The 14,239-nt window shown below is 61.3% G+C and carries 9 protein-coding genes; 8 read left to right on the plus strand and 1 reads right to left on the minus strand.

Features of this window, described 5'->3' with window-relative positions:
- Positions 1-77: 77 nt before the first annotated feature.
- The 5 genes from ACYVGC_RS15235 to ACYVGC_RS15255 all read left to right on the plus strand — a co-directional run bounded on the left by ACYVGC_RS15235 (position 78) and on the right by ACYVGC_RS15255 (position 7,157).
- A complete protein-coding gene (locus tag ACYVGC_RS15235; RefSeq protein WP_460584698.1) occupies positions 78-1,868 on the plus strand; it encodes a DUF885 domain-containing protein in 1,791 nt (596 codons plus the stop codon).
- A gap of 120 nt (positions 1,869-1,988) precedes the next feature.
- Positions 1,989-3,479, plus strand: coding sequence for a M28 family peptidase (locus tag ACYVGC_RS15240; protein WP_460584699.1), 1,491 nt, complete (start codon positions 1,989-1,991; stop codon positions 3,477-3,479).
- A 242-nt stretch (positions 3,480-3,721) separates the two neighbouring features.
- Positions 3,722-5,614 (plus strand): M1 family metallopeptidase, encoded by a 1,893-nt coding sequence (locus ACYVGC_RS15245; RefSeq protein ID WP_460584700.1) that lies wholly within the window; start codon positions 3,722-3,724, stop codon positions 5,612-5,614.
- Positions 5,615-5,792: 178 nt separating this feature from the next.
- Positions 5,793-6,554 carry a hypothetical protein gene (locus ACYVGC_RS15250; protein WP_460584701.1) on the plus strand — a complete coding sequence of 254 codons (762 nt, stop codon included), beginning with the start codon at positions 5,793-5,795 and terminating at the stop codon, positions 6,552-6,554.
- 150 nt (positions 6,555-6,704) lie between these two features.
- A complete protein-coding gene (locus ACYVGC_RS15255) occupies positions 6,705-7,157 on the plus strand; it encodes a hypothetical protein (protein WP_460584702.1) in 453 nt (150 codons plus the stop codon).
- Between the two features lie 30 nt (positions 7,158-7,187).
- Here the strand turns inward: ACYVGC_RS15255 and ACYVGC_RS15260 are convergent, their stop codons facing one another.
- Positions 7,188-10,184 carry a glycoside hydrolase family 3 N-terminal domain-containing protein gene (locus ACYVGC_RS15260; RefSeq protein WP_460584703.1) on the minus strand — a complete coding sequence of 999 codons (2,997 nt, stop codon included), beginning with the start codon at positions 10,182-10,184 and terminating at the stop codon, positions 7,188-7,190.
- Positions 10,185-10,457: 273 nt separating this feature from the next.
- Between ACYVGC_RS15260 and mutL the strand changes: the two genes are divergently transcribed.
- The 3 genes from mutL to ACYVGC_RS15275 are packed head-to-tail and all read left to right on the plus strand — an operon-like array spanning position 10,458 to position 14,216.
- Entirely contained in the window at positions 10,458-12,473 is a 2,016-nt protein-coding gene (gene mutL / locus ACYVGC_RS15265; RefSeq protein WP_460584704.1) for a DNA mismatch repair endonuclease MutL, read from the plus strand.
- Between the two features lie 37 nt (positions 12,474-12,510).
- Positions 12,511-13,305, plus strand: a complete 795-nt coding sequence (locus ACYVGC_RS15270; protein WP_460584705.1) for a rhomboid family intramembrane serine protease — start codon at positions 12,511-12,513, stop codon at positions 13,303-13,305.
- Positions 13,306-13,319: 14 nt separating this feature from the next.
- Positions 13,320-14,216: a rhomboid family intramembrane serine protease gene (locus ACYVGC_RS15275; protein ID WP_460584706.1), complete on the plus strand. Its 897-nt coding sequence runs from the start codon at positions 13,320-13,322 to the stop codon at positions 14,214-14,216.
- Positions 14,217-14,239: the final 23 nt, after the last annotated feature.

Raw genomic sequence — 14,239 nt, forward strand, 5'->3', positions numbered from 1 at the left:
GCGAACCCAAAAGCGCCGATACCGCCACCCCGGGCCGCCGCGTAGCTTTGGGCTAACGTCTTTTTAGCGATTTCCTAATGAAGCAACTTTTACTGGCGGGTTGCCTGGTGGCCGGCCTGGCCGCCCCCGCGCTGGCTCAGCCCACGCGGGCCAACGCGCCCAAGGCCGTGGCTATGTCGGCCCCGCTGGCCGCGCTGTTTACCAACTACTGGGAGGAGCAGGCGCGCCTCTACCCGCTGCAAGCCACCGCCCAGGGCGATAACCGCTACAACGACCAGCTGCCCAACTCGGGCACGCGGGATTTTCGGGAGTTGCAGCGCAGTCTGTATGCTCGCTACCAGGGCCAGCTGACCCGCATTGACCGCCGCCGGCTGGGCGCGGCCGACCAAACCAGCTACGACGTGTTTCAGTACGAGATGACGACCCGGCTGGCGGGGCTCAAGCAACCGACCTGGACGATGCCGTTTACGCAGTTTAGCGGCCTGCCCATCGAGTTGGCGCAGCTGGGGGCGGGCACCGGCGCGCAGCCCTTTAAGACGGCGCAGGACTACGATAACTGGCTGAGCCGCGTGCGGCAATTCCCAGTGTGGGGTGATACGGCTATCGCCGACTTCCGGCACGGTATGCGCACGGGCGTGGTATTGCCTAAAGTATTGGTGCAAAAGATGATACCGCAACTCGAAGCGCTGGCCGTGGCGGAGCCCGAGCAAAGCGTATTCTACGGCCCCGTCAAGCAGTTGCCAGCTACGTTTTCGGCGGCCGATAAGCAGCGCCTCACGGCCGCGTATGCGCAAGCTATCCGCACGCAGCTGGTGCCCACGTACCAAAAACTGGCGGCTTTTCTGAAGAGCGAATACCTGCCCGCTGCCCGTACCAGCACCGGTATTGCGGCCGTGCCGGGCGGGGCTGACATGTACACCTACGCCGTGGGTTACTGGACCACCACCACCCGCACGCCCGACGAAATCTACCAAACTGGCCAATCAGAAGTAGCCCGCATCAAGGCCGAAATGGAGCAGGTGCGCCAGCAGCTCGGCTACTCTGGCACCCTGCCCGATCTCCTGGCTTCGCTGAGTGCCGACCCCAAATTCCGGCCTTACAAGACGCCCGCGGACGTGCTCAACGGCTTCCGCGCCATTCAGGGGCGGGTGGCGCCGGGGCTGCCGCGCCTGTTTGGGCGCCTGCCTAAAACGGCGTTTGAGATTCGGCAGACGGAGGCCTTCCGGGCCGCCACGGCCAGCGCGCAGTACAACCGCGGCGCGGCCGACGGCTCGCGGCCGGGTATTTTCTACGTGCCCATTCTCGACGCGACCAAGTTTAAGACGCCGGGTATGGAGTCGCTGTTTTTGCACGAAGCCATTCCGGGCCACCATTTCCAGGTGTCGTTGCAGCAGGAAAACACGGAGCTACCTAAATTCCAGCGCTTTGCCTTTTACTCGGCCTTCAGCGAAGGCTGGGCACTGTATACTGAGAGCTTGGGTAAGGAACTAGGCATGTACACCGACCCCTACCAATACCTGGGTGCGCTGAGCGCCGAAATGCACCGTGCCATCCGGCTGGTGGTGGATGTGGGCATGCACGCCAAGGGCCTCACCCGCGAGCAGGCTATCCAGTACATGCTTGATAACGAGGCGACTACCGAACAAGGGGCCACCGCCGAAATTGAGCGCTACATGGCTTGGCCCGGCCAGGCGCTGGCCTACAAAACGGGGCAGCTCAAAATCAGGGAGTTGCGCACGCGCTACGAAAAGCAGCTGGGCAAAAAGTTCTCGCTCAAGGCTTTCCACGACGAGCTGCTGCTGGACGGGGCCATGCCCCTGGCCGTGCTGGAGCGCCGGATGGATGCCTGGGCCGCCCGCCAGAAATAGCGCGAGGTTGCGCAAGGTTAAAAGAGGTTTCGCAAGGTGCCACCCGTGAGTCAACCGATTACCTGGGAATGTTGCGCCTATCTTGCCCTCCAAAAATTAACCTTGCGAAACTTTGCGCTTATGAAACACAAAACCTACCTCTTAGCTGCCCTCAGCTTAGCATTGCCGCTGGCTGGCCAGGCCCAGAAAAAAGCTGCGTCTGCCGCCGCTACCACCAACGCCGAAAGCGCCATCAAGGAAGTCGACATCAAGCGCGACTTGTTTGCGCTGGCCGGCGACCACTACCGGGGCCGCGAGGGTGGCACGCTCGACGAGCTAAAGGCCTCGGTGTGGCTCGCCGACCAAATTCGGGCCACCGGTATGCTGCCGGCCGGCGACGATGGTACGTACTTTCAGTGGTTCCACTTGCAGCGCACCCGCCTCACCAAGGCGAGCACGCTGCGCATTGGCACGCACGAAATTAAGCTGAATGAAGACGGCGCGGTAACGGCCCCTACCAACGCCAGCATAAACGCGCCGCTGGTGTACGTGGGCACCGGTTCGGCCGCCGAGTTGGCCAAAGTGGACGTGAAAGGCAAGGCCGTGGCCGTGCAGATTGCCGGCGCGCCCACCGACGGCATCAGCTACCGGCGCTACGTGTTTGGCAAGTTTGCCGGGCAGGCCGGCGAGCTCACCAAGGCTGGCGCGGTGGCGGTAGTTTTCGTGTCGGATGCGCCCTCGCAGGCACTCTACGACCACTGGAGCCACATTTATGAGCGCGGGCGCTATAGCCTGCCCGGCGCAGCCAGCACCAAGGTCGTGAGCACGCCGCCCGTCATCTGGCTACCCGCCAGCGCGGCTAGCTGGGTGCAGCAGGCGGCCGGCCAGCAGCTCACCGCCGAGCTGAAAGTGGAGAGCTTCCAGTACCCGTCCGTGAACATCGTGGCGAAGATGCCCGGCACCGACGCGCAGCTGAAAAAGGAATACGTCCTCTTCAGCACCCACCAGGACCACGACGGCGTGCGCGCCCCCATCGCGGGCGACTCCATCTACAACGGAGCTGACGACAACGCCACCGGCTGCGCCGCGCTGCTGGCCATCATGCGGGCATTTAAGCAAAAGCCGGCCCGCCGCTCGGCGCTATTCGTGTACCAGGGCTCGGAGGAGCGCGGGCTGATTGGCTCCACCTATTTCTCGGCCCACCCTACGGTGCCGCAATCCAGCATTGTGGCCGTGCTCAACGCTGAGATGATGGGCCGCAACGCCCCCGACTCGGCCGCCCTACTGGGCTCGACCCCACCCCACCTGAACTCGTCGGACCTGGTGAAAACTGCCCTGGCGGCCAACCAGGCCGGCCCTAAGTTCAAGCTTGATACCGAGTGGGACAAGCCTACCCACCCTGAGGGCTGGTATTTCCGCTCCGACCACCTGCCGTATGCGCGCCTGGGCATCCCGGCCATTATGTACACCTCGCTGCTGCACGTCGACTACCACACGCCCCGCGATGAGCCCCAGCGCATCGACTACAACAAGCTGCTGCACATGACGCAGTGGATGTACCTCACCGGCTGGGCCGTGGCCAACCGCACCGCGCCGCCCGCCCGCGAGCCCGGCTTCAAGCTAGAGCGCTAGAGTAGTAGCGCGAAGCTCCGGCTTCGTGCGCGAGCGCAGCGAGTATCCCGCGCCTGGGGGTCGTCCGGCCCCGCCTGCTCGCTGTGCTCGCGCACGAAGCCGGAGCTTCGCGCTACTTACCTGCCTATTTTTACGGGCCGGCTTGCAGCGGCGAGCCGGCTTTTCGCGTTTATAGATTAGCCGGCCGATTTTCGCCAAAAACTGCCTCTCGGCTTCACCAACGCTACATGTTAGCTTTCTTTTTGAAAAAGCTGCCCCTTCTTTCTCGCTTGCCACTGCTGTTGCTGCTGGCCCTCACGTACTCGGCCAGCCAGGCCCAAACGGCCCTGCCGATGCCGCGCAACCTGCGCGCCACCTACGACCGGGGCACCCGCTCGCCCACCGGTCAGCCAGGCCCCAAGTACTGGCAAAACACCGCTGACTACACCATCAAGGTCAACTTTGACCCGGCCACGCGGCTGCTGGCTGGCACGGTTCACATCGCCTATCAAAATAACAGCCCCGATTCACTGCGCCAGCTCTGGTTTAAGCTCTACCCTAATCTGTACCAGAAGGGGGCACCCCGCTCAGGCAAGTTTGCCCCCGAAGACCTCAGCGATGGCGTGAATATTGAGCGTCTAAGTATTAATGGCCAGGTAATTGACCCCGTTCAGCTGCAAATCGACAACACTAATATGGTGGTGCCGCTGCGCCGGGCTATTGGGGCGCGCCAGGCGGCGCAGGTGGACGTAACGTACTCCTACGTCCTCAACAAAGGCTCGCACCAGCGCACGGGCGAGGTGGCGCCGGGCGCGGCGTTTGTGGCGTACTTCTTCCCGCGCATTGCCGTGTACGACGACATAGATGGCTGGAATCGAATAGCTTACACCGGCGGCCCCGAGTTTTACAACGACTTCTGCCACTTCGCGGCCGATATCACGGTGCCGCGCAATTTCCTGGTCTGGGCCACTGGTGACTTGACGAATGCCGATAAAGTGCTTACCAAAAAGTACTTAACCCGCCTGCGCACGGCCGAGAAAAAGGACGGTATTACGAGTATTATTGATAGCACCGAAGCACGCCTGCACGACGCTACCGCGCCCAACGCCTACAATACCTGGCACTTCGACGCCCGCGACGTCACCGATTTTGCTTTCGCCACCACCGACCACTACGTGTGGGAGGCCACCAGCCTGGTGGTAGACCGCGCTACTAAGCGCCGCACCCGCGTGGATGCCGTGTATAACGCCAAACACGATGATTTTGAGGAAGTTGCGCAGTTTGGCCGTAAAACGGTGGAGGCCATGAGCTACACCTTTCCCAAGTGGCCTTACCCGTACAGCCACGAAACGGTGTTCGACGGCCTCGACCAGATGGAGTACCCCATGATGGTGAACGACAACCCCACCCACACCCGCGAGGAGGGCATCACGCTCACCGACCACGAGATTTTTCACACGATGTTCCCGTTTTACATGGGCATCAACGAAACGAAATACGGCTGGATGGACGAGGGCTGGGCTACCATCGGCGAGTGGATTATCTCGCCCCTCATCCAGCCTGGCCTGGTCGATGACTACGGCATGGTGCCCTACGCCCGCGCCGCCGACACCGAGGACGACCTGCCCATCGTGACGCTCACCACGCAGCAAACCGGCGCGCCGTTCTTCCTCAACTCGTATCCCAAGCCCGGCCTGGGCTACCTCTACGTGAAGGATTTGCTGGGTGATGAGCTGTTTACCAAGGCCTTGCATACTTACATCGACACCTGGCACGGCAAGCACCCCATGCCCTACGACTTCTTCTACTCGATGAACGCCGGGGCGGGCCAAAACCTGGATTGGTTCTGGCAGCGCTGGTTTTTTGAGGGCGGCTACCCCGACCTGGCCATCACGAGCGTAACGCGCCCCGCCGATGGCCCAGCCGCCATCGTGGTCACGGCCAAAGGCAGCAAGCCCATGCCCGTAGACCTGACGGTGACGTTTGACAACGGCAGCGAGGAGAAAATTCACCGCACCATCGCCGTGTGGAAGGACAACGCCCAGAGCGTGACGGTGCCCGTGGCCGGCCGCCGCGCCATCCGCCAGGTGAAGCTGGGTAGCACCTACACCCCCGACAGCTACCCGGCCGACAACGCGTGGGTAGCTCCACAGTAACGCCCTGGTGGTGCGCGGCCCCGCGCTACTAAGGCGGATTAAGACGCGAACTAGCAGGTTTGGGCTATTGCGCTACCGGCAAGCGAAAAATAGGTTACATTTACCAACCCCCTCATTCACTGGCTGGTAGCGTAGTTGTTTCGGCAAATCGCGTTGTCGGCGTATTTTTCTTGCTCCCATGTGCCTCGCCTCTCGCTTAGCCGGATTTATTTTCGCCACTGCCGCCAGCGGCTTGTTGCTGGGGTGCGCCGAAAAGGGCCCTGATAAGGCTTCGGACCCCAAAGCGGTGGCCATTGCCGACCGAGTATTGAAGGAAATGGGGGGCCGGGAGGGCTGGGATGCCACCCGCTACCTGGCCTGGGACTTTTTTGGCGGCCAATACCAGATTTGGGACAAAAAGACCGGCGATTTTCACTGGGAAAAGGACACGCTGGTGGCCAACTATAACCTCAACTCCAAGCAGGGCCACGTGTATAGCCGCGGCCAGGACGTGTCGGCCACGCCGGCCGGCCAGCAGGTGCTCGAAAAGCTGACGCCCCTCTGGATTAATAATTCCTACTGGCTGGTGATGCCCTTCAAGATGGAAGACCCCGGCGTGACGCTCAAGTACTTGGGCGAAGGCAAAACGATGGACGGTGCGCCCGCCGACCGCCTGCAAATGACGTTTGCCAAAGTGGGCGTAACGCCTGACAACCGCTACGAAGTGCTGGTAAACCGCGCCACCGGCCTGGTAGATGAGTGGGCCTACTTCCCCAAGGCGGCCGACCCGCAGCCCGCCTTCCGCCGCCGCTGGAATGAGTACGCCCGCCACGGCCAAATCCTGCTGGCGTCCGGCCGCAGCGAAGTCGATAAGCCCTCCCGGTTCGACTACGTAACGGCTGCGCAAACTGTGCCCGAGGGCGTAATGACGAGCACCACGCCGGTGGCTAAGCTTAAGTAACCTATTGTAGCAAAGATGCTTATGGAGTAGTCAGAATGATGGATAAGTAAGGTTCCCTACTAGGCGTTTTCCGACTTTCCAAATAGCTTCAACGTATAGACGTCCGCGGATTAAGGAGTAAGTTGCGGCGGCTACCTTACCGCCAATAGAATGAATAAACCAGTGTTCGCGGCCTTAATAATATTGAGTGCCGTGCCAGCGGTGCAAGCCCAGTTGTTCGTGCCTAGCACGGATTCTACCGCTTGTGGTAAGATTACCGCAGTGACTACTGCTTATTTCGACACCATTGCTACCTGGGTGGAAGGCAGGATTATCAATAGCGAAACAAAGCGGCCAATTAGTAAGGCAGCTATTCACGTAGCCTACTACGACTGTTATACCATAGTGCTGAAAACCCAGGAAGTACTCTCTGACGATAGCGGCTTTTTTAGATTAGGCTGGGTGGGCTGCCATAGCGCCCGACTTCTTGCCGTAGAAGCAGCTGGCTATTGCACCATGCGAACTGGCAAAGTAGATATGGGAGGGGAGTCCAAAGTAACAGTTGAACTAATGCCCGTGGTGGTAAAGGACGAGCGGCACCGGAGCCCAAAAAGCAAAAAATAACCTTTATTTGCGCTAAGCCAGCGCAAACAGCTACTGCCCACCAACTGAGCTACTTACTTGCCCAGGCCGGTGCTGGGCCATCGCCTTGTAAATCACCTCTTGTATTCGGGTGCGAATGTTATACGTCCGCAGCTTGATGTTGCCCGCGTCAGGGTACACGCGGTTGGAGAGGAAGACGTAGAGAATCTGGTTGTCCGGGTCGAGCCACACGCAGGTGCCCGTGAAGCCGGTGTGGCCGAAGGTGCTGGCCGGGGCCAGGCGGCTGGTGGGGCCTTCGGGCTTGCTGGGGTCGCCGCGGTCCCAGCCCAGGCCGCGCTTGTTGCCGGCTACTTGCGGCCGCGAAAACTCGCTCACTACCGAGTTCTGGAAATACGTGTTGCCGCCGTAGCGGCCGTTTTGCAGGTTCATCTGCATGAGCACGGCCAGGTCGTTGGCGGTGGCGAAGAGGCCGGCGTGGCCACCTACGCCACCCACGAGCGCGGCCGTTTGGTCGTGCACAGTGCCTTGCAGCTGCTCGCGGCGGTAGTACGTATCCTTCTCAGTAGGCGCAATGCAGCTCTTGGGGAAGCGCGTGAGGGGGTTGTACGTCATGGTGGCCAGCCCCAGCGGCTTGTAAAATTCCTTGGGCAGAAACTCGGCCAGCGGCTGGCCCAATATCTTCTCACTCAGGCGCTTCATGATGATGAAGCTGAGGTCGGAATATTCCACCGGGTATTTGCCGCGCACTTTGGGCAGCAGCGTCGAGCGCATCGTCCAAGCCCACACCGAGTCGTCGGCGGCCTTGATGGAATACTCGCCGGGCGCTACCTCATTGGGAAAGTCATCGGAGCGCTGGCTTGAATAGTAGGCGGGCTTGAGACTGCCACCGGCCACGGTACGCTCCCAGGTGGGGATGCCGGGCTTGAGACCCGCTTGGTGCAGCAGCACGTCGCGCACGGTCATGTCGCGCTTGTTGGTGCGCGCCATCTCGGGCAGGTAGAAAGCCACTTTCGCGTCGAGGTTGAGGCGGCCCTGGTCCTTCAAAAACATGACGGCCTGCAACGTGCCGGCCACTTTCGTCACCGAAGCCAAGTCGTAGAGCGTGCTATTCGTGATGGGCTGGCTCTGGTCGTAGGTGCCGTAGCCGTAGCTCTGGTCAAATACCACAGTGCCGTTTTTGGCGATGAGCACTTGGCAGCCAGGGGTAGCGGCCGTCACAATGCTTTCGAGGGCAATGTGGTCAATCTGGCTCATTATTTTTGAGTCTAGGCCCTCGCGCTCGGGCGCGGCGTAGCGCAGGCGGTGCAACTCGGGCAGGGCCAGGCCAGCGCCTATTTTCATGGTTTCCGACACCGTTACGGGCAGCTTGCCCTTAGCCGGCAGCGCGCCAAACAAGATTTGCGGCACCACAATTTGCGCCGCGTAGTGGTCTTCGTAACCGCAGACCAGCGTGCGAGCGCTTTCCAAGTACTTGAGGCCGTAGGCGTTACCCATCGCCACCACCACCGTTTTGCGGCTTTTGTCGGCTTGCAGGCTCTTGATGAACTTCAGTGCCCCATCGCCCAGGCCGTAGCTGTGGCTAGGCGTATTATTCATTTGGTGCAGGCTCACTACTACCACGTTGGCATCGCCCAGGCGCGATTGAATGCGCGTAAACGTGGAGTCGGGCGCGTAGCGGTCGGGCACGGCGTACACCGGGCCGGGCTGGTACTTATTGAAAATAGTGGCGTAGGGCCCCTCCGGCTGCGTACCGATGGTGATGGCCGCAATGCGCAGGGTATCAAGGCGTTGGAAGGGTAGGAGCTTGTCCTCGTTCTTCACCACCGTGACGGCGTGCTCAAAAATGGTTTGCGACAGCACCCGTGACGCGGGCAGGTTGAGGCTGTCGCGCACGGTGAGGGCGTTGGCCGGCTGGTAATGGCTGAGGCCCGCCCAGTACTTGGCGCGCAGTATTTTCTTCACCCGCGCATCCAGGTCGGCTTGCTGGAGGTGGCCCGCATTTACAGCTTCCTTGATGCGAATGAGGGCAGCCGGCACGTCTTCCGAAAACAGCAGCACGTCGTTGCCAGCGGCCAGCGCCATGGCGTCCAGCTCGCCATCTTTGTAGAGCTTGCTCACGCTGCGCATATTCAGCGCATCGGTAAATATCAGGCCTTTAAACCCCATGCGCTCTTGCAGCAGGCCCGTTACCAGGGCCTTCGAAAGGGTCGTGGTTTTGGCATTGGTGGTGTCGAAGAGCGGCATGTAGAGGTGAGCCACCATCACGCCCAGCGCCCCGGCCTCAAACGCCTTTTGGAAAGGCACTAAATCCACTTTTTCGAGCCGCGCCAGGTCGGTATTAATCACCGGCAGAGCCACATGCGAGTCGGTGTCGGTATCACCGTGGCCGGGGAAGTGCTTGGCTACCGCAATCACGTGCTGGTCCTGTAACCCCCTGACGTACTGCACGCCCAGCGTCGCCACGCGGTCCTGGTTTTCGCCAAATGAGCGGTTGCCAATTACCGGGTTGCCGGGGTTGGAGTTTACATCTACCACGGGCGCGAAGTTGATGTGCACGCCCAGCGCCCGCAGCTTGCGGGCCAGGTCGCGGCCCATCTGGTACACCAGCCGGTCGTCGTCCATGGCGCCCATCGTCATTTCCTTGGCGAAGTGCGAGGTCGAGTCGAGGCGCATGTCGAGGCCCCACTCAGCGTCGGTGGCGATGAGCAGCGGCACCTTGGCGGCGGCCTGCAACCGGTTGGTCATCAGCACCTGGCGCTTGGGGCCACCCTGCAAAAACATCACGCCCCCGATGCCCTGGTTGCGCACCAGCCGCTCGATGCGGTCGGCGTGAGCCTTCTCGCGGTTGGAGTAAGCCGCTACCATAAAGAACTGGCCCAGGCGCTGGTCGGGGGTGAGGGCAGTGAACACGCTATCGACCCACCGCTGCTCGGCGGGGCTGGCAAGCAGCGGGTCAGGCAGGGGCGGGCGGAGTTCCGAAGAACCCAGTAGCAACCCGGCAACTCCCAGCAGCAACCCCAGAAACAGAAACCGGAAATCGACGCGCATCAGCCCAGGGCGGGAAGTTTTAAGAGGTAGAAAAGGCGGTTCCGCCGGCCTACTTTTGCCGGTGAACACTGCCGGAACCCCCGGCTGCCCTTGGCGGTTCCTAAGGAACCTAACCTTGCTTGGCAGCCGAAAATAAGCCGGGCAGCTAGCCCAAATTGGCCGCAAAGGTAGGCACCAAGCCAGTAGCCCCGGCCGCAAAACGCTGGTACTGCTGACTAATTGCCCGCCTCCAGGCCAAAAAACGGTGCCGCCCCCGGCGCGCCCCCGCTCCCTATGCCCGACATCATCCAACTTCTGCCCGAGTACCTCGCCAACCAGATTGCGGCGGGTGAGGTGGTGCAGCGCCCGGCCTCGGTGGTGAAAGAGCTGCTCGAAAACGCCGTGGACGCCGGGGCCACCAGCGTGCAACTCATTGTAAAGGAAGCTGGTAAGCAGCTGGTGCAGGTAGTGGACGATGGCCTCGGCATGTCGCCCACCGACGCCCGCATGAGCCTGGAGCGCCACGCCACCAGCAAAATCCGCTCGACGGAGGACTTGTTTCGCATTCGCACGCTGGGCTTTCGGGGGGAGGCGCTGGCCAGCATCGCGGCCGTGGCGCAGGTCGAAATCCGCACCAAGCAGCGGGGCCAGGAAACCGGCTCGCTGCTGCTCGTGGAGGGCTCGCAGGTAACGAGCCAGGCCCCCACGGCTTGCCCTGATGGCACGAGTATCGCTGTCAAAAACCTGTTTTTCAACGTGCCGGCCCGGCGCAACTTCTTGAAAAGCAACGCGGTAGAGATGCGCCACATCTTGGACGAGTTTCAGCACGTGGCGCTGGCTAACCCGCAGATTGCCTTTTCCTTATACCAAAATGACCTGGAGGTATTTGGCCTGCCCGCTGGCAAGCTGAGCCAGCGCATTGTGGCGCTGCTGGGCAATAATTATAAAGAGCAACTAGCTGGTTGCGAAGAAGTTACGCCGTTCATTACGGTGAAGGGCTACATCGGCAAGCCCGAGTCGGCGAAGAAGAGCCGGGGCGACCAGTTTTTCTTCGTTAACAACCGCTTTATCCGCTCGGCCTACCTCAACCACGCCGTGCTGGCGGCCTACGAGGGCCTGCTGGCCCGCGACACGCACCCGTTCTACGTGCTGTTTTTGGAGCTCGACCCCAAGGCCATCGACATCAACGTGCACCCCACCAAGACGGAGATAAAATTTGAGGACGAGAAAACGGTGTACGCCGTGGTGCGGGCGGCCGTGCGGCAGGCACTGGGTTTGCACAGCCTCACGCCCTCGCTCGACTTTGAGGGCGACGTGAACTTTGCGCCCATCCGGCCGCTGCGCACCTCGGCGGGCAAAAATTCCTTTGGCGAGAGCGCGGCGCTGCCCGCGCCCACCCGCGCCGTGCAGTTCAACCCCGATGCGCTGGCCGACTCGGTATCGGCCGCCGCGCGGGGCGACCGCAAAGCCGCCGGCGACCGCCAGGTGCCAGCGCGCCCCACCGAGCAAGCTAAGCGCGACCTCGAAGCCTTTTACCGCGAACTGGGCCAGCCCGTGCGCCCGGCGGGCGAGGAGGCCGCACCCACTGCGCCCGCCTTTGTGGTAGAGCCGCCTACCGCGCCCCTACCCGAGCTGCCCTTCACGCACCCCGCGCCACCCGAAGGCCCGCGCCCTGCGGCCGCCGCGGCCGCGCCCAGCGCCAGCAGTGCGGCGCGGGCCACCAACCAGGGCGCGCCCCGCGCCACGCAGGTGTTGAACCGCTACGTGCTGCTGCCCGTGAAGTCGGGGCTGATGCTGATTGACCAGGAGGCGGCCCGCGAGCGCATTCTGTATGAACAGTATGCGGCGGGGCAGGAGCGGGGCGGCGGCGGGCATTCGCAGGCGCTTCTGTTTCCACGGCCGCTCACGTTTTCGCCCGCCGACTACGCTGTGCTGGGCGAGCTCACGCCCACGCTGCACCTGCTGGGCTTCCGCTTTGCCGAGTTTGGGCCGCTCACCATTGCCATTGAGGCCGTGCCCGCCGATTTGCCCGCCCAAGGCGAGCAGGAGCTGCTAGAGGGCCTCATTGAGCAGTTTCGGAGCGGGGCCGCCCCTTTGCGCCTTGACCGGCGCGAGGCGCTGACCCGCGCCCTGGCCCGGCGCGTGGCCCAGGCTACCAGCCTGCCCCGCCTGCCCGACGTAGAGCTGAACGCCTTGGTAGACAAGCTTTTCGGCTGCCAGGTGCCCAACTATACCCCCGACGGCCGCCCCACCGTAGTGCTGCTCGATGGCGAGCAGCTGGCTGCCTATTTCCGTAAAGCCGGCGCGTAGCTGACCTTTGCGGCACGCTTCTTTTGTTGCTTCTTCTATGTTCAATCTCACGCCTACCGTTCGCAATTTGCTCATTGCGAATGTGTTGCTACTCGTTCTCAGTATTAATGTGCTGCCCCAGATTTCACGGTTTGGGGCCTTATTTCCGATAAGCTCCTCTTTCTTTCAGCCCTGGCAATTTGTAACTTATATGTTTCTGCATGGCGGCTGGGGCCATCTCATCGGCAATATGTTTGGTCTTATTTCCTTTGGGCCGATGTTGGAGCAGCGCTGGGGAGGGCAACGCTTTCTGGTATTTTGGCTGATTTGCGGAGTTGGGGCCGGCGTACTCTACGAAGGTGTCCGCTACTATGAGTTGCGGCCCATTATAGAGCTCCAGCGTGACCTTGTTCGGAATCCAACGAGTGGCGATTTTGCCCAACTCGTCCGACTAACGGAGGGCAATAGCTTTTACGCCGCCGACGATATGGCACTGGCTGGCTCCCTTGACCGCGACCCCAGTAATACTGTGCTGCGGAATACTGTTATCACTGAAACTCAGCGAATTTATCAAACAGTTATGGCTTCGCCGATGGTGGGTGCTTCAGGCGCCCTGTTTGGTATTTTGTTTGCCTTTGCCTACTTGTTCCCGAATACGGAATTGATGTTGCTGTTTTTCCCGTTTCCTATCAAGGCAAAATACTTTGTCTTTTTCTATGCGTTGTATGAGTTGTATAGTGGCGTGCATCGAACGCCCGGCGACAACGTGGCGCATTTTGCCCATCTCGGCGGCCTGCTGATTGGTTTCATTATTCTTAAGTTCTGGGAAAGCGGGCGCGCCCGCTTCTATTAAAATCAACGTTTCTCATGAGTGTAACTCAGGATATCCGCGCCGCTTTTTCGCGCCGCGATAACGCGCTTATTCAGCTCATTCTCCTCAATGCGCTGGTGTGGGCGGTGCTCATTGTATTTCAGGCCGTGCTGTTTTTGGCGCAGTCGCGGGGCATCTACACGGTGGTGCTGCGCTACCTGGCTTTGTCGTCGGACGGCTGGGTACTACTGCGTCACCCCTGGACGCTGCTCACCTACGCGTTTGTGCACGAGGGCTTTCTGCATATTTTATTTAACATGCTGAACCTCTACTGGTTCGGGCAGATTATTCGGGAGTACCTCGGCGACCGGCGCCTGGTGAGCATCTACGTGTTGGGGGCGCTGGCCGGGGCCGTGCTGTTTTTGCTGGCGTATAATTTTCTGCCCGCTTTGCAGCCCATGGTGGGGCAGCCAGTGCTGGGCGCGTCGGCCTCAGTGACGGCCATTATCGTGGCGGCGGCCACGCTGTTGCCCGACTACACGTTCATGCTTTTCATCCTGGGCCCGGTCAAAATCAAGTGGATTGCCCTGGTGGTAGTACTGATTTCCATTGCGGGCATCAACGGCGGCAACGCGGGCGGCGAAATCACCCACCTCGGCGGCGCGCTGCTGGGCTTCATCTTCATCAAGCAGATGAATGCCGGGCGTGACTTAGGCCAGCCTGTGGTGGCTACCGGCGCGTGGCTGGGCCGGCTGTTTCAGCGCAGCCCGGCCATGCAGGTAACGCATCGCGGCGCAGCCAGCGCCACGCGGCCGGCCGCCGCGGGTAAAGCCGGCCCCAGTGCCACGCATCCGGAGGAGGTGGACCTTATCCTCGATAAGATTTCGCGCTCCGGCTATGAAAGCCTGTCGAAAGACGAAAAGCAAAAGCTTTTCCGGGCCAGCCAGCAGTAAGGGCGAAGTAGCGCGAAGCTTCC

The sequence above is a fragment of the Hymenobacter arcticus genome (assembly GCF_054779975.1).